The organism is Stenotrophomonas sp. LARHCG68 (genome assembly GCF_052871705.1).
In genome coordinates this window covers 26,242-42,838 of record NZ_JBIXJV010000003.1, presented here as the reverse complement: position 1 = coordinate 42,838, position 16,597 = coordinate 26,242, and the positions used below count along the sequence as shown (strand labels likewise).

Here is a 16,597-nt window from a genome sequence, read left to right as displayed (position 1 = left end):
CCGGAACCGGCGTCCGCGCCGGTCGTGGCGCATGTTCTAATCGCGCCTTGCCGAGAGGAACCCGGGCCTTGTCCAGCACTGTTTTCCAGCCCATCGCCGCCAGCGAGCGCATCGCCACCCTGGACGTCCTGCGCGGCCTGGCGCTGCTGGGCATCCTGCTGATGAACATGGAGGCTTTCAGTGGGCCGCTGGACCTGTCCTTCACCGGCATCGACCCGCACTGGCGGGGGATCGACCGCTGGGCCGATGGCTTCGTCTATATCTTCGTGCAGGGCAAGTTCTTCACCCTGTTCTCGTTGCTGTTCGGTGCCGGCTTCGCGGTGATGGCGCAGCGCGCCGAAGTGGCCGGGCGCGACTTCACCCGCTTCTACCTGCGCCGCAGCCTGGCCCTGCTGGGCATCGGCCTGTTGCACGCCGGGCTGCTGTGGTCCGGCGACATCCTGACCACCTACGCGCTGCTGTCCTTCGTGCTGCTGGCCTTCCGCGAGGCTCCCCGCAGCTGGCTGCCGGCACTGGGTGCGGCGGCCTACCTGGGCGCGGCAGCGTTGATGCTGTTGCTGGGCATGCTGATAGCGATGATGCCGGCCGATGCGCAGGCCGAGCAGGCGGCGTCCGCGCTGGTGGACATCGCCGCGCAGCGGCAGGCCTACGGGCACGGCACCTACCTGCAGGCAGTGGCGCAGCGGCTGGCGGATCTGCGCAGTTCGCTGGGTGCGCTGCTGATCGTCGGCCCGCAGGTGCTGGGCATGTTCCTGATCGGCGCCTGGTTCGCACGCAGCGGGGCGATCGCGCAGCCGCAGCAGTACCGGCGCCTGTTCGCGCGACTGCGTTGGGTGGCATGGCCGGCCGGTCTGCTGGTGATGCTGCTCAGCGTGCGGCTGCTGGCCAACATCGCGCCGGGACGCTTCGACATGCAGACCGCCACCGCCTACGCGTTGACCGCGCTGGCCGGCCTGCTGATGTGCCTGGGCTACCTGGCCTGGGGCGTGCGCTGGAGTGCCCGCCTGCAGTGGCTGGCACCGGCGGGCCGGATGGCCTTGAGCAACTACCTCGTGCAGTCGCTGGTCTGCACGCTGGTGTTCTACGGGTATGGGCTGGGCAGGTTCGAGCAGATGGGGCGGGCATGGCAGTTGCTGTTCGCGCTGGTGTTGTTCCTGGTGCAGGTGGTGGTCAGTCGCTGGTGGCTGCAACGCTTCCGCTTCGGTCCGGTGGAATGGCTGTGGCGCGCGGCCACGTACCTGCAACTGCCGCCCATGCGCCGTGATGCACGGGGCTGACGCGGGGATGGGCGGGTGGGCGCCTGCCATGGTGGTGTCCTGGCCATCGGTGCGCCGCCGGTCATGGCATGCTCGGCATTAGCATGAGCAGCCGAAGTGGACAATTGATGGCCGACTTGATTACCGGGCAAACGCCCTCCATTGATCCCACGCCTTGTCGCACGGAGCGTTTCCAATGAGTGCAGCGTCATACGATGTGGTGGTACTGGGCGGTGGTTCCGGGGGACTGGCAGCGTCGTTCCGCGCCGCCGGCCATGGGGCCAGGGTGGCGATGCTTGAACCCGCGCCGCTGGGCGGCACCTGCGTGAACGTGGGCTGCGTGCCCAAGAAGGCGATGTGGCTGGCGGCGGACCTGGCCGACCGCTTCGCCCTGGCCGCGCAACTGGGCTTCGACGTGCCGGCCACGCCGGCGCTGGACTGGGAAACGCTGGTCGCGCGGCGGCAGCGCTACATCGCCAACATCCACGCCAGCTACCAGCGACGCCTGGACGAGACCGGCGTGGTGCGTATCGGCCAGCGTGGTCGTCTGGTCGATGCGCACACGGTGGAATGCGAGGACGGCAGCCTGCTGCATGCCGGGCACATCGTCATCGCCACCGGCGCGCATCCGGTCAAGCCATCGATGCCGGGTGCCGAGCTGGGAGGCGTGTCGGATGATTTCTTCGCCTTGCATGCGCGACCGGACCGGGTGGCGATCATCGGCGGTGGCTACATCGCGGTGGAACTGGCCGGCGTGCTGCGCGCGCTGGGCAGCGAGGTCGCGCTGCTGGTGCGTGGTCAGCGCCTGCTGGGCCACTTCGACGCCGAACTGTCCGACCAATTGGCCGAGAACCTGCGCCTGCAGGGCGTGGGCCTGCATTTCGGTTGCCAGATCGAGGCCCTGCAGCGCCAGCAGGGGCGCATTCACGCGACACTGAAGAACGGTCCGGAGCACGCGTTGTTCGACACCGTGCTGTTCGCCACCGGGCGTGCACCGAATACGCAGGGGCTGGGCCTGGCGCAGGCGGGCGTGGTGCTGGATGACAAGGGCGCCATCGTGGTGGATGCCTTCCAGAACACCTCGGTGCCCAGCGTGCTGGCGGTGGGCGACGTGACCGGCAAGGTGACGCTGACGCCGGTGGCCATCGCCGCCGCACGACGGTTGATGGACCGCCTGTACGGCGGGCAGCCGCAGGCACGACTGGACTACGAGAACGTGCCCAGCGTGGTGTTCGCGCATCCCCCGTTCGGCACCGTGGGCCTGAGCGAGGAGGAGGCGCGCCGTCGCTTCGACAAGGTGACCACCTACCACAGCCGCTTCCGCCCGATGCTGCAGTCGCTGGGCGACGGGGAGGTGCGCACGGTGTTCAAGATGGTCTGCGCCGGCGAGGACGAGAAGGTAGTCGGCATCCATCTGCTCGGCGAAGGCGCCGACGAGATCCTGCAAGGCTTCGCGGTGGCCGTGAAGGCCGGCGTGACCCGCCGGCAGATGGAAGACACGGTGGCGATCCACCCGACCTCGGCCGAGGAAGTGGTGCTGATGCGTTGAACGGACAGTGCCGGGCGGCAGCCTGCCGTAGTCGTTGATTCTGCTTCTGCCCCCTCCCTTTCGCGTAGCGAAGGGGAGGGGTGGGGAGGGGAGCTTCCCCGCATCGCATCACCGGCTCCGCATAATGGGCGTCCCCTGCAGTTCCCGCTTCCTCCATGAATGCTTCAACCGGCGCCTCGGCGCTGCCCACCCGTTCCCGCCGCCTGCTGATCAGCGGCCTGTTGCTTGCGGGCACGGGTGCCATCGCCGCCTCGGGCAAGGCGGTGATCGTCAAGCTGGCCTACCGCCACGGTGCCGATGCCACCACGCTGCTGGCGCTGCGCATGCTGATCGCCTTCCCGTTCTTCATCGCCATGGGCCTCTGGGCGGCCCGGCGCACGCAACCCTTGTCCTGGGGCGACAGGGGACGGGTGGTGCTGTTGGGCTTCAGCGGCTATTACCTGTCCAGCTACCTGGACTTCCTTGGCCTGCAGTACATCAGCGCGACGCTGGAACGGCTGATCCTGTACCTCAGCCCGACCCTGGTGGTGTTGATCGCGCTGGTGGTACTCAAGCACAAGCCCACCCGCACCCAGGTGGCGGCATTGCTGGTCAGCTACCTCGGCGTGCTGCTGGCCTTCGGGCATGACATCCAGTTGGAGGGCCAACGCACGCTGATCGGCTCGGCGCTGGTGTTTGCCAGTGCCTTGAGCTACGCGGTGTATCTGTTCGGTAGTGGCCAGGCGGTGGCGCGGATCGGTGCGGTGCGCCTGACCGCCTACGCCAGCATGGTGGCGTGCGTGCTGTGCATCGGCCAGTACCTGTTGTTGCAGCCCTGGAGCGGCCTGTGGAGCCAGGCCCGGCCGGTGTACGGCCTGTCGTTGATCAACGGCACCGTGTGCACGGTGTTGCCGGTGCTGGCGATCATGATCGGGGTCAAGCGGATCGGCTCGTCGCTGGCGGCGCAGGTGAGTATGCTGGGCCCGGTTTCCACCATTGTGCTGAGTGTATGGCTGCTCGACGAACCGATGGGCCTGTGGCAGAGCGCCGGCACCGTGCTGGTGCTGCTGGGCGTGTTGCTGGTGGGCAGCGGCGCGGCGAAGAGGCGCTGAGCACGCCGCCGGATTCGGCGGCGGGGCACAGCCGCATCCTGCAGGTCATCCGCGACATCCCGCGCGGCCAGGTGCTGGGCTATGGCGAGGTCGCGGCCAAGGCCGGCCTGCCGGGCCGGGCCCGGTTGGTGGCACGCCTGTTGGGCGGCAATGACGACCCGGACCTGCCCTGGCACCGCGTGCTGCGCTCGGATGGGCGCATCGCCATGCCCGAGGGGTCACGCGGCTGGCGCGAGCAGAGCCAGCGCCTGCGCGCCGAAGGCGTGGTGGTCGAGAATGGACGGGTGAAGCGCAGCAAACCCGCGCGCACGATGGACGAGGCGATCTGGGGACCGGGCTGATGCTGCGGCTATCATGGCGGCAGTTTCCCAGGATGTCCCCATGTTCCCGCGCTTGCCCAAGATCACCCAGACGCTGCTGATCGCCAACGTCGCCTTGTTCCTGCTGCAGCAGCTGCCGCAGACCGCCGGCATCTTCAACCAGCTGATGTTGTGGCCGCTGGGATCGCAGGAAGTGTTCATGGATTCGCCGGGCTTCGAGCCCTGGCAGTTGCTGACCTATGGGTTCCTGCACGGCGGCTTCGGGCATGTGTTCTTCAACATGCTGGCGTTGTTCATGTTTGGCGCGCCGCTGGAAATGACCTGGGGTGAGAAACGCTTCCTGACCTACTACCTGGTCTGCGTGGTGGGCGCGGGCATCTGCCAGATCGTGGTGGCCGCCTTGTTCGGCGAGTTCAACCCGGTGTTGGGCGCATCCGGTGGCGTGTTTGGTTTGCTGTTGGCGTTCGGCATGCTGTTCCCGAACCAACGGGTGGTGCTGCTGTTCCCGCCGATCCCGATGAAGGCGCGTACCTTCGTGATCGTGTTTGGTGCCCTCGAACTGCTTCTGGGCTTCACCGGCTGGCAGCCGGGCGTGGCCCATTTCGCGCATCTGGGCGGCATGCTGTTCGGTTGGCTGCTGATCCGCTACTGGCGCGGGCAGCCGCCGTTCAACAACAAGAACAAGCGTGGGCCGCATCTGCGCAGCGTGAAGTGACCGTGCCGGGCCACACCCGCCGGTGATGCAGCCGGTAGTGCCGAGCCATGCTCGGCAGGGCAAGGCCAGAGCATGGCTGCGCCGTACAGGCAAAGAAAAAGGCGCGGAATCCGCGCCTTTTTCGTGTCCCTCACCCCCGCATCAACGCCAGATGCGGATCTGCTCGGCGTCGATGCGCTGCATCGGCTGGCCCGGCTTGCAGCTGAAGCTCGCGCCAAAGGCCGGCAGGTTGGACAGCGGGGCGTTGGTGCGCCAGCGGCCCGGAGCACGCACGTCCGAGGCCAGGCGCTGCACGGCTTCGTTCGGCGACAGCTGCTGCGCCCACAGGCCAGCCCAGCCCTTGAAGAATGCCTGCTTGTCGGCAGCCGATGCCGCCGTACCCTGCGGCGAGGTGCTGAACGCTTCCCAGGCGATTTCCACGCCGGAGATGTCGGCCAGGTTCTCGTCGCGGGTGAGCTCGCCGTTGACCTTGGCGTCCTTCACGCCCGGGAAGGCGTAGCCGCCGTACTGGGCGGCGACGCGGTTGCCCAGCAGGGTCCAGGCGCTCTTGTCGGCCGGCGTCCACCAACTGCGCAGTTCGCCCCTGGCGTCGATCATCGCGCCCTTGGCGTCGATGGCACGGCTGACCTCATGCGCGACCAGGCCACCGAAGGCGCCGAACTTCTCGGCGGGGGTGGCAGCCTCGGCGAAGATCGGGCCCTGCAACGCGGCGGCGGTGACGATCAGGCGGTTCTGCGCGATGTCATAGGCGATGGCCGGCTGCTGCGGCAGCACGTCCCAGCGACGGTCGGCGTTGCCCTTGCCGATGCGCTTCATTTCCTGCGCGTGGCGCCAGGTCGAGGCGATCAGCATGTTGCCGCCGAAGCTGCCACGGCCCATCGGCTGCACGGTGTAGTCCAGGTCACGCAGCGGCGTGCCGATCTCGATCTTCATCGCCGCCAGCTTGGCTTCGGCCTCGGTCTTGGCTTCGGCGCTGAGCCAGGTGCTGCGCTTGACCGCGGCGATCTGCGCCTCGCGGACCTGGTCGACCATCACGCCGGCCTGGCGGCGGACGTCGCGGCTGATGTAGGTGCTGGCGTACTCGTGGCCGAGCATCGGGCCAGCGGCGACGTTGATGGCATCGAGCACGGCTTCGTTGCGGGCCGGGGCGATGGTCAGGCCGCGCAGCACGCGGCCACGGAACTCGAATTCGGCATCGCGGTAGGCCTTGGACAGGTACGGGGCCATCGCATCACCCACGCGCCAGCGCAGGTAGGCCTTCCACTGCTCGGCCGGCAGCCGGGTGATCATGCCGTTGAGCTGCTGGAACAGCGCCGCATCGGCCAGCGAGACCAGGTCGTCGTTGACGCCCTGGGCCTTCAGGAAGGCGTCCAGCTGCAGGTTGCGGTAGCGGCTGTTGAGGTCGCGGGTGGCAACCGGCGCATAGTTGTTGAACGGGTTGTTGATGTCGGCCACCGACTGCGCGCTGCGCGCCAGCTCGGTTTCCAGCTGGATGACCAGCGCCGACTCGGCGTCGAGCTTGTTGGCCGGGGTGCCGGTCAGGGCCAGTACCTGCTTCACGTAGCCGCGGTAGCGGCCCATCAGCGCCACGGTGTCGGCGTCGGTGCGGGTGTAGAAGGCGGGGTCGGGCAGGCCCATGCCGCCCTGCATGAAGTAGCCGATGTGGCGGTCCAGTGCCTTCAGGTCCACGTCCGGGGCGAAGTTGAAGGCCACCGGGATGCCGACCTGGTGCAGGGCGGCGATCGAGGCCGGGATGTCCTTGGCCTTGCGGATCGCGTTGATGCGGGTCAGCAGCGGCGCGATCGGCTTGGAGCCATCGGCTTCCACCGCTGCTTCATCCAGGCCGCTGGCCCAGAAGTCGCCCAGCAGCTTCTGCACGTTGCCCTGCGGGGCATTCATGGCGCGGTCCAGCAGCTGCAGCTGCTGGTTGCGGGTGTTGTTGGCCAGCTGCCCCAGCGTGGTGGTGGCGCCAACCTGCGGCACCGGGTTGGCCTTGAGCCAATCGGCGTTGCTGGTTTCGTAGAAGTCGGTACAGGCTGCGCTGACTGCCGGGGCCCGGGCCGAAGACCTCTTGCGTGCGGCCTCGGCATCGGTCGAGGACAGGACGGTCACCAGGCCCAGGGCCAGGGCGAGGGAAAGCGGGCGAACGGTTGGCATCTGGGGCATATCCACGCAAGGACAAAGTGCGCGGAGTTTAACAAGCCGCCGGGGCAATGTTGCGCATCCAGGCGGAGCAACGGCCCTGGCCGCGAAGCCGGTCACGTTGGCAGCCCGGCGGGAGCAGCGAGGCAGGAGCGGCCAAGGCCGCTCCTGCGCGTTGGCAAGAAGAAGGCCCGGCGATGCCGGGCCTTCGGGTGTTGCCTCACCGCAGGGCGGTGATTACCAGATCACCACCTGCTTGTCGCCGGCGCGGACCATCGGCGAACCCGCCTTGCACTGGAATGCGGCGGCGAAGGTCGGCAGGTTCGACGGCGCGCCCATCGCGCGGAACTGCGCCGGTGCGTGCGGGTCGGTGGCCAGGCGGACCTTGGCGTTCTCCGGGGTGTACTTGGTGCGCCACACGGTGGCCCAGTTGAAGAAGAAGCGCTGGTCGCGGGTGAAGCCATCGACCTTCGGGTCTTCCTTGCCGGCCGATGCCTTCTGCAGCGCATCGTAGGCGGTGGCCAGGCCGCCGAGGTCGGCGATGTTCTCGCCCAGGGTCAGCGAGCCGTTGACGTTCTGGTCGCCCACCTTGTACTCGTTGAACTGGTTGATCAGCTTGCTGGTCAGCCCACCGAAGGCCTTGGAGTCGGCCTCGGTCCACCAGTCCTCGAAGTTGCCGGTCGGGCCGAACTTGGCGCCCTGGTCGTCGTAGCCGTGGGTCATCTCGTGGCCGATCACCGCGCCGATGCCGCCGTAGTTCAGTGCGTCGTCGGCGTTCGGGTCGAAGAACGGCGGCTGCAGGATGGCGGCCGGGAACACGATCTCGTTCTGCAGCGGGTTGTAGTAGGCGTTGACGGTCTGCGGAGTCATGCCCCACTCGGTCTTGTCCACCGGCTGGCCGATCTTGGACAGCGCGAATTTGTAGTTGAAGGCGTTGGCGGCGCGCACGTTGCCCAGGTAGTCATCGTGGGTGGTGCTCAGGCCCGACCAGTCACGCCACTTGTCCGGGTAGCCGATCTTCGGGGTGAAGGTTTCCCACTTGGCGATGGCCTTGGCCTTGGTTTCGTCGCTCATCCAGGTCAGGTTCTGGATGCGGTCCTTCAGAGCCGCGGCCAGGTTCTTGACCAGGTCTTCCATCTTGGCCTTGGCTTCCGGGGAGAAGGCGACCTTGACGTACATCTGGCCGAAGGCTTCGCCGGCATCGCTCTCGATGGTGCCCAGCACGCGCTTCCAGCGCGGCTTGATTTCCTTCTGGCCGTTCAGGTCGCGGCCGTAGAAGGCGTAGTTTTCCTGCACGAAGGCATCGCTCAGGTACGGGGAGGCACCGTCAACGGTGTGGAAGCGCAGGTAGGCGCGCCACACGGCCGGGTCGGTGTCGCCCAGCATCTTGCTCACTTCCTCGTGGAAGGCCGGCATGGCCAGCGAGAACTTCTCCGGTGCGGTGATGCCCTGGGCCTTGAAGAACTCGGTCCAGCTGAAGTTCGGGGTCAGCTTGTCGGCGTCGGCCATGGTGACCGGGTTGTAGTACAGCTCGACGTTGCGCGAGAGCTCGGCGCTGGACTTGGAAGCCCGGGCCAGGCGGGTCTCGAACTTGATCACTTCCTCGGCCTGCTTGGCGGCGTCGGCGGCGGCAACGCCGCTGAGCTCCAGCACCTTGGCCACGTGGGCCTTGTAGGCGTTGAGCTTGTCGGCCTTGCTGGCGTCGGTGTAGTAGGTGGTGTCCGGCAGGCCCAGGCCACCCTGGCTGGCGTAGGCCATGTTCATGGTCGAGTTCTTGAAGTCCGCTTCCGGACCGAAGCCGAACAGGAAGTTCTCGCCCTTGGCGGCGGTGCCGCGCAGGTAGTTGGCGATGGCGGCGCCGTCCTGCAGGCCGTCGATGGCGGTCAGGTCACCCTGCAGCGGGGTGATGCCCAGCGCGTTGATCTTGGCTTCGTCCATGCCCGAGGCCCAGAAGTCGCCGACGATCTTCTCGATGCCGGTGGCGTCCTTGATCGCGGCGGCCTGTTCGGCCAACTGGTGCTGCACGGCGACCGAGCGCTCGTCCAGGATGGTGAAGGCACCCCAGCTGGTGCGGTCGCCCGGAATGGCATTGGCGGTGAGCCACTTGTCATTCACGTAGCCACCGAAGTCGGTGCAGGCGTCCTTGCTGGTGTCCAGGTCGGCGGCGGTGAAGGCGTTGTAGGCCGGCAGCTTGGATTCGTCCAGCTTCAGTTCGGTGGCGGCGGCAGCGGCCGGTGCGGCGGCCGGAGCGGCCGGGGTCTCTTCTTTCTTGCAGCCGATCAGCGCGGCCGAGACGGCCAGGGACAGCAGCAGGATCTGGGGTTTGCGAACGATCACGGGATAGGCCTCCAGGCCGATTTCAGAGCACGAAATGGGCTCCGGGGCGGAGCCGACACCAGAAGATACGCCTGAAACTGTCACCGAAAGGGTGTCGAAGGTCATGCCCGCCGGGCGCAGCCACCGGTGCGCCGCAGGAGGCTGGTGGGTGCTATACAGGCGCGATGAGCCAGACATCAAGCAAGCAGTGGGATGCGATCCTGATCGGCGGCGGCCACAACGGGCTGGTGTGCGCGGCCTATCTCGCCAAGGCCGGCAAACGGGTGCTGGTGCTGGAACGGCGGGCAGTCGTCGGTGGGGCGGCGGTGACCGAGGAGTTCCATCCCGGGTTCCGCAACTCGGTGGCCTCCTATACGGTGTCGCTGCTGCAGCCGCAGGTGATCGCCGACCTGGCGCTGGAGCGTCACGGCCTGCGCGTGGTGCCCCGGCGCATCAACAACTTCCTGCCACTGCCCGATGGCCAGTACCTGCTGGCCGGCGGCGGTCGCACCCAGGCCGAAGTGGCGAAGTTCTCGGCCCGCGACGCCGAGCGGCTGCCCGACTACGAGCGTCGGCTGGAAGTGTTTGCCGACGTGCTGCGGGCGCAGGCGCTGCAGGCGCCGCCAAACGTGGGCGAGGGCGGCTGGCTGCAGGCGCTGCCGGCGCTGTGGAAGGCCGGCAAGCTCGGCCGCCAGCTGCAGCGGCTGGACGCGGGGTTGAAACAGGAGTTGCTGGACCTGTTCACGATCTCGGCGGCGGAGTACCTGGACCGCTGGTTCGAGAGCGCGCCGATCAAGGCGCTGTTCGGCTTCGACGGCATTGTCGGCAACTACGCCAGCCCCTACTCGCCGGGCAGCGCCTACGTGCTGCTGCACCACGTGTTCGGCCAGAGCAATGGCGTCAAGGGTGCCTGGGGGCACGCGATCGGCGGCATGGGCGCGATCACCCAGGCGATGGCGCGTGCGGCGCAGGAAGCCGGCGTGCAGATCCGGACCGACTGCGGGGTGCGGAAGGTACTGGTCGAGCAGGGCCGTGCCTGCGGCGTGGTGACCAGCGCTGGGCACGTGCTGCGCGGCAGGGCGGTAGTGGCCAACGTCAACCCGAAGCTGCTGTACGAACAGTTGCTTGAACCGGCCGACGTGCCGGCCGCCACGCGCGAACGCATGCGCGGCTGGCGTTGTGGCTCGGGCACGTTCCGGATGAACGTGGCGCTGTCGCGGCTGCCCGATTTCACGGTGTTGCCGGGGCAGGGCGATCACCTCACCGCGGGCATCATCATCGCCCCGAGCCTGGACTACATGGACCGTGCTTACCTGGATGCACGCCAGCATGGATGGTCGCGTGAGCCGGTGGTGGAAATGCTGATTCCCAGCACGTTGGACGACTCGTTGGCACCGCCGGGGCAGCATGTGGCCAGCCTGTTCTGCCAGCATGTGGCACCGCAGCTGCCGGACGGGCGCAGCTGGGACGATCACCGCGACGAAGTGGCCGACCTGATGATCGCAACGGTCGACCGACAGGCGCCGGGCTTCGCCGACGCGGTGCTGGGCCGGCAGATCATGAGCCCGCTCGACCTGGAGCGGACCTTCGGCCTGGTCGGGGGCGACATCTTCCACGGCGCGCTGAGCCTCAACCAGCTGTTCAGCGCCCGCCCGATGCTGGGCCAGGCCAACTACCGGGGCGCGATCCCCGGCCTGTACCTGTGCGGGTCGGGCACGCACCCGGGCGGCGGCGTGACCGGGGCGCCGGGGCACAATGCGGCGCAGGTGATCGCGGCGGAGATCTGAAGGCGACCCGTCTGCGGCCGCCGGACCGGGCAGAAGCGCCGCGCGCCAACGAAAAAGGGAGGCGACATGACGTCGCCTCCCTCGTATTGCCACTTCAACGCAGGGATCAGAACTTGTACTGCACGCGCGCGAAGAAGGTGCGGCCGTACCAGTCGTACTGCGAGGCGTAGACCGGCACGTTGCCGTACACGGCGGCATCGGAACCCAGGCCCGAGGAGACCAGGTCCGGCGCCTTGTCGAACAGGTTGCGGACACCGAACAGGATGCCCCAGTCGCCCTGTTCATACGCCACGGAGGCGTGGTGCAGGAACTGCCAGCCGGCCTTGATGTCGCGGGTCGCGTTCTGGTAGCCGGAGTAGGTGAACGTGCGGTCGTAGTCCTTGCTGGACGTGCTGCTCACGTACTGGCCCTGGTAGCTGAACGTCCAGTCACCACGCTTCAGGCTAACGTTGCCGATACCCACGGTCTTCGGACGACCGATGTAGCCGATCTGCTCGTCGGTCGAGATGCCGCTGTTGGCGGCGGAGTCGAACAGACGGAACGAGTCCTCGATGGTGTAGGTGACCTGCGCGTCAACGGACAGCTTGCCGAACGAGAAGTCGCGATCGTAGTTCACCTGCAGGTCGTAACCGCGGGTGCGCTCGCGGTTGATGTTCACGTAGGTGCTGTAGATGTTGACGATCGAGTTCGGGGCGGATGCGTCATCCGGCGCATTACGCTCCATCTGGTCGCAGAACGAGTTCGGATAGACCGGCGAGGCGTAGCAGCTGTACACGATGTTGCGAGCGCCGAGCTGGGTGATCTCGCCACGGACGTCGTAGTCGAAGTAATCCAGTGCGACGTTCAGGTCGGCGAAGGTCGGGGTCCACACCAGGCCCAGCGTCTTGGCCTTGGAGGTCTCCGGCTTCAGCTTGCCCTTGCCGCCGCTCTCGTACACGGTCGCGCTCGAGGAGCCACCGGCATAGTCGTCCGGAATGCCCGCCGCCGCGCAGTTGGCACGGATGTACTGGTTGTTGCTGTCACCCCACAGGATGCAGGGGTCGATCAGTGCCTGCGTCTGGTAGCCGGTCTGGTCGCCCAGGTACAGCTCGTACAGGCCCGGGGCACGGTAGGAGGTGCCGATGGTGCCGCGCACACGCAGCGAGGGGATGATCTGCCAGTTCAGGCCGGCCTTCCACACGTTGTCCGAATCGGCAACCGAGTCGTACTTGAACACGCGGCCGGACAGGTTGACCGACAGCGATTCGACGGCCGGCAGCCCCTTCAGCAGCGGGATGTCGAACTCGGCGAAGGCTTCCTTGACGTTGTCGGTGCCCTTGGTTTCATTGGCCGAGCTGTAGCCCCACATCCGGCCCTGCTTGGAGAGGTCGGACGGCTGGTCGTCGATCTTGGTGTGGCGGAACTCCGCACCGAATGCACCGGCGACATTGCCGGCAGGCAGGCCGAACAGATCACCGGTGACCACCGCGTTGACGGTGGACTGTTCGTAGATCGTGCTGCCGTTGGCCCAGACGCCGATGGCATTGACCAGTTCGCCCATCCGCTCGCCGCTGAGGAAGCCGGGGTCGAAGTAGTTCACCGGGGTGGTATCGCCGCCCATCGGGTCACCCAGGTCGCCGGTACGCGCGGTGTCGATCGCAAGGTTGCCGTACTTGCCCTTGGAGCGGCTGTAGGTGCCGTTGATTTCCCAGGCCCAGCTGTCGGTGCCCTTGAACATGCCGTCGAACTTGGTGGCACCGTAGAAGTAGTCGACCTTGACCTTCTGGTCATCGACGAACGGCATGATCGGCTGGTAGTAGTCGTCGTCGCTTTCGTTGTAGACGATCGGGAAGAACTGCCGGTAGCTGTGGGCGTTGGTCTCACGGCGGTTGTACAACCACTGCGTCTTCCAGCTGAAGCTGTCGAAGCTGAAGTCGGTTGCCGCGTAGAAGCTGGCACGCTCGCGTTCGTTGATGACTTCGCCGTTCTTGAGGAAGTCGTAGTTCAGCACGTCCTCATAGGAAGCTTCAGGCGAGTTGGCATAGCTCTTGGACGGGAACGGGCGCGGCTTGTAGCCCGGGAACGGGCCAATGGTGCTGCCGTCCTTGGTCGGCACGTAGCGCACGCGCGAGTCGAACAGCTTGATGATGGTGTTGGCGTACAGGTTGCCCGCGCTGCAGCCGGCCAGGGGGGTGCCTTCCAGGATCGAGTGGTCCACGCGGTCAATGCGCTTGCCATCGGTGCCCCAGACACGGTCCTGTGCGCAGGAGAAGTAGTCACGGTCGCCGTTGGTCAGCGCGTTGAGCTTGTCCCACTGGACGCCGGCGACGATGCTGCCGTTGTCGAAGTTCCAGCCGTTGGCGATCGAGGCGGAGAACTGCTCGCCGCCGCCATGCTGCGGCACGCTCATCATGTACGTCATTTCCGGACGGTCCATGGTCTTGCGCGTGACCAGGTTCACCACGCCGGCCAGCGCGTCGGAGCCGTAGATGGAGGACGAACCATCCTTCACCAGCTCGATGCGCTGCAGGATGGCCTGCGGGATGACGTTGAGGTCGAACGAGCCGACCTGGCCGCGCGTACCGGCGGGGCCGGGGCGCTGGCCGTCGAGCAGCACCAGCGTACGGTTCGAGCCCAGGCCACGCAGCGAGACGGTCTGCACGCCGGTACCACCTTCGACGACGAAGCCGCCGAACTGGTTGTTGATCTGGGTGGAGCCGGCGGCGGCAGCCGAGGTCTGCAGGAAGCTGGCGGTATCAAATTGGCCTGCGGCCAAGCCCTTCTCGATCGAGATCACCTGCACTGGCGAGGTGGTTTCATACTCCGGGCGCTTGATCAGCGAGCCCGTGACGGTGACCGTATCGAGATCCTTGGCCTTTTCGCTTGAGGTTGCGCTTTGGCTGGTGGTTTCGGTCTTTTCGGATTGCTCCTGGGCAAAGGCCGGAACGACTTGCAGTGCTGCGACGACAGCAATTACCAAAGGCAACTGTTGCAGTCCGCGTTGGACGGACATCTTCATGCGGCTCTCTCCTGATGAAAAATGTTCAGCAAAATGTTTCGCCAGCGTTATGGGCTGGTTAAGCGAATGTAGGTTGGAGGGGTTGCGCTTGCAACGGTTTTCTGATCTCACTTCCTCTCATTCACATATATGAATTCGAGGCAATGAGGTGCCCGGTGGTCGCGGCTTTACAGGATCGGCGTGGTCGGCGGTGCTGTCCCCCGGTTTCCTCCGCGGTACCCACAACAGCCCCGATGGCCGGCCACGAGGGATCCCCCGTCCCTGGCAGTCAAAAAAAAACCGGGGAGCCTTCGCTCCCCGGTTGGGTACTTCGATACAGCCGGGGATCAGAGCCCGCCGGGGCCGCAATCGCTCTTCAGGTAATTCTCGATGAGCCCAAGGGTTTCCCGCTGCTGCCGCGGGTACCACGGCATGCTGTGCTGCTGGTCGGCGATCAGGTGGAACTGGGCCGGCACCTTGTTCTTCACCGCATCGTAGAAGCCCTGGGCGTGGAACGCCGGGGTGCGCACGTCGCGGTCACCGACAAACAGCATGACCGGGATGTTGGCATTGGCGGCGTTCTTCAGCGGGTCCATGCCCTTCACGGTCTGGCCCTGCAGGATGCGCTGCAGGCGGTTGTCGCTCCAGGACGTACCCAGGCGGCCCAGGTCGGTGACCGGCGCGCCCGCGATCGCGCACTGGAACGGCGAGTTCGGTCGGACCGTTGCGGCTGCGGCGGCAAAACCACCGTAGGAGTAGCCGAAGATGGCGATGCGGTCCTTGCCAGCGATGCCCTGTGAAACCAGGTAGGCCGCGGCATCATCGTTGTCATCGGACATCTTCTGCCCCCACTCGCGGTCGCCCGCGATCCACAGGTCGCGGCCAAGGCCGGCCGAGCCACGGTACTGCGGGCGCAGCACGGCATAGCCGCGCGAGGTCAGCAGCGGCACCCAGCCAGACACGTCCCAGCCCATGTAATCCCGTGCCCACGGGCCGCCATGGGGGTGGACGATGGCCGGTGCGGCCGGATCCCCCTGCTTCCAGCCTGCTGGAAGATCAAGGATGGCCGGGATCTGGCGGCCGTCACGCGCGGTGTAGGTGACCCAACGCTCCTCGCCGGTCCGGCCTTCGCCGACCCACGGGCGCTCGCTCCCCAGGTTCACCACGTTCTTCCTGTCGAGCAGGATATGGTGGCTGGACGGGGCATCGTTGCTGCTGGTCTTGAACAGGATGCGCGAGAAGTCGTCCGTGTAGCGCGCGATATCGATCTGCTTGTTGGGGAAGGCCTGTTTGAGGTTGTCCTGGATCGCCTTCAGGGTCGGGTCGACATAGACGGTCTGCGGTGACGGGCCGTCGATCACGAAGCCCAGCACCTGGTTGAAGTTGCTGGCCTGGGTACTGAAGATCAACCGGGCAATGGAGAACTCCGGGTTGGCCACCACGGGCTCGGCATCGAACTTCTGCTGCTTCGGGTCATACAGGTGCGCCTGCACCTTGTCCGAGAACAGGTCGGTCAAGACGTAGTACTTGCCGGTGGCGTCATCCACACCCGCCAGTTCAACCGTATGCCGGTCGGACAGCTTGGTGGTCAGCGGTCGCTGCAAGACGAACTGGCCCGAGGTCGGGTCCAGGATCAGTACCTGCTGCTCATAGTCGCTGCCTGCCGCTTCGATCTGGGACTTCGCCAGCACCTTGCCGGTGCGCGAGTCGAACAGGGCTGGCGAGGCGCGCGTACCGCCGCGGAAGAGCAGTTCGGTTTCCTTGGTCTTGAGGTTGTACAGGTAGTAGTTCGAGGTCAGGCTCAGCTCGCTGAGCTGCTGGATGACGACCCGGTCCGGGTCCAGCGGCAGCATGTTCACCAGCGATGCCGTGCCAGCGAGCTCCAGGCAGCGCTGGGTCTGCTCGCTCACGCCGAGCCTGCGGGTGTTGTCGGTGAAGGCCTCGTTGAACTCCTTCTGATCGTCACCGGTAAGGTAGGTCTTCACGACAAAGGTCTTGGTCGCGCCGGACGCGTTGCCTTCACCGCAACCGCCCAGCTGCCCGGTCCACTCCTGGCGGCCGATCACCAGAATCTTGTCCGACTTCAGGGCACCGGCGGCAATGAACTTCATGCGATCACCCGACGGCGTCACCACCTTGGGGCCGGACGAAAGCGCGCTGGTGTCCCAGGTGGCCAATGCGGTTTCTTCCGCATTCTTCGGTGAAGGCACCAGGGCGATGAGGTGCTTCCCGTCAGGACTCATCGACACCGATTGCAGTGCGGGCAGCCGCGCCAGGTCCTCGATGGCAATCGGCCCGGAAGACTCTGCGTAGCTGTTGGCTGCAGCGAGTGAAACAGCAGTGAGGAGCAAGGTACGGCCGAAAACCACGTGCATATCTCATCCTTTGGACACGTTGATTGCTTGGGTCACAAGCTTGCTGAATGGAACGACAACACGGAAAAG

10 protein-coding genes and 1 pseudogene are annotated in these 16,597 nt (G+C 66.3%); 7 read left to right on the top strand and 4 right to left on the bottom strand.

The features are described from left to right. Nucleotides 1-68: 68 nt before the first annotated feature. The 6 genes and pseudogenes from ACIPR8_RS11310 (at nucleotide 69) to ACIPR8_RS11285 (ending at nucleotide 4,931) form a co-directional block, all read left to right on the top strand. Complete coding sequence (locus tag ACIPR8_RS11310; RefSeq protein WP_446541112.1) at nucleotides 69-1,277, top strand: DUF418 domain-containing protein; 1,209 nt, start codon at nucleotides 69-71, stop codon at nucleotides 1,275-1,277. A gap of 8 nt (nucleotides 1,278-1,285) precedes the next feature. Next, nucleotides 1,286-1,456: pseudogene (locus tag ACIPR8_RS11305) on the top strand (amino acid dehydrogenase); the annotation flags it as partial. After that, the gene (gene gorA / locus ACIPR8_RS11300; RefSeq protein ID WP_446541111.1) at nucleotides 1,453-2,805 is read left to right on the top strand and encodes a glutathione-disulfide reductase; all 1,353 of its coding nucleotides are present in this window, start codon (nucleotides 1,453-1,455) and stop codon (nucleotides 2,803-2,805) included. The pseudogene ACIPR8_RS11305 and the gene gorA, both read left to right, overlap by 4 nt. A gap of 155 nt (nucleotides 2,806-2,960) precedes the next feature. Beyond that, nucleotides 2,961-3,896 (top strand): DMT family transporter, encoded by a 936-nt coding sequence (locus ACIPR8_RS11295; RefSeq protein WP_446541110.1) that lies wholly within the window; start codon nucleotides 2,961-2,963, stop codon nucleotides 3,894-3,896. Beyond that, entirely contained in the window at nucleotides 3,821-4,237 is a 417-nt protein-coding gene (locus ACIPR8_RS11290) for an MGMT family protein (RefSeq protein WP_446541109.1), read from the top strand. Before ACIPR8_RS11295 ends, ACIPR8_RS11290 begins: the two co-directional genes overlap by 76 nt. A 40-nt stretch (nucleotides 4,238-4,277) precedes the next feature. After that, nucleotides 4,278-4,931, top strand: coding sequence for a rhomboid family intramembrane serine protease (locus ACIPR8_RS11285; RefSeq protein WP_132864388.1), 654 nt, complete (start codon nucleotides 4,278-4,280; stop codon nucleotides 4,929-4,931). A gap of 141 nt (nucleotides 4,932-5,072) precedes the next feature. Here ACIPR8_RS11285 and ACIPR8_RS11280 read toward each other — a convergent pair whose 3' ends face one another. Both ACIPR8_RS11280 and ACIPR8_RS11275 read right to left on the bottom strand, forming a co-directional pair. After that, nucleotides 5,073-7,088, bottom strand: a complete 2,016-nt coding sequence (locus ACIPR8_RS11280; protein WP_446541108.1) for a M13 family metallopeptidase — start codon at nucleotides 7,086-7,088, stop codon at nucleotides 5,073-5,075. A gap of 222 nt (nucleotides 7,089-7,310) precedes the next feature. Further along, nucleotides 7,311-9,407: a M13 family metallopeptidase gene (locus ACIPR8_RS11275; protein WP_446541405.1), complete on the bottom strand. Its 2,097-nt coding sequence runs from the start codon at nucleotides 9,405-9,407 to the stop codon at nucleotides 7,311-7,313. 167 nt (nucleotides 9,408-9,574) lie between these two features. Between ACIPR8_RS11275 and ACIPR8_RS11270 the strand changes: the two genes are divergently transcribed. Continuing rightward, nucleotides 9,575-11,176 carry a phytoene desaturase family protein gene (locus ACIPR8_RS11270; protein WP_192286222.1) on the top strand — a complete coding sequence of 534 codons (1,602 nt, stop codon included), beginning with the start codon at nucleotides 9,575-9,577 and terminating at the stop codon, nucleotides 11,174-11,176. 106 nt (nucleotides 11,177-11,282) lie between these two features. Here ACIPR8_RS11270 and ACIPR8_RS11265 read toward each other — a convergent pair whose 3' ends face one another. Both ACIPR8_RS11265 and ACIPR8_RS11260 read right to left on the bottom strand, forming a co-directional pair. Continuing rightward, the gene (locus ACIPR8_RS11265) at nucleotides 11,283-14,174 is read right to left on the bottom strand and encodes a TonB-dependent receptor domain-containing protein (protein ID WP_192286221.1); all 2,892 of its coding nucleotides are present in this window, start codon (nucleotides 14,172-14,174) and stop codon (nucleotides 11,283-11,285) included. 326 nt (nucleotides 14,175-14,500) lie between these two features. Continuing rightward, nucleotides 14,501-16,528 carry an alpha/beta hydrolase family protein gene (locus ACIPR8_RS11260; protein WP_192286220.1) on the bottom strand — a complete coding sequence of 676 codons (2,028 nt, stop codon included), beginning with the start codon at nucleotides 16,526-16,528 and terminating at the stop codon, nucleotides 14,501-14,503. Nucleotides 16,529-16,597: the final 69 nt, after the last annotated feature.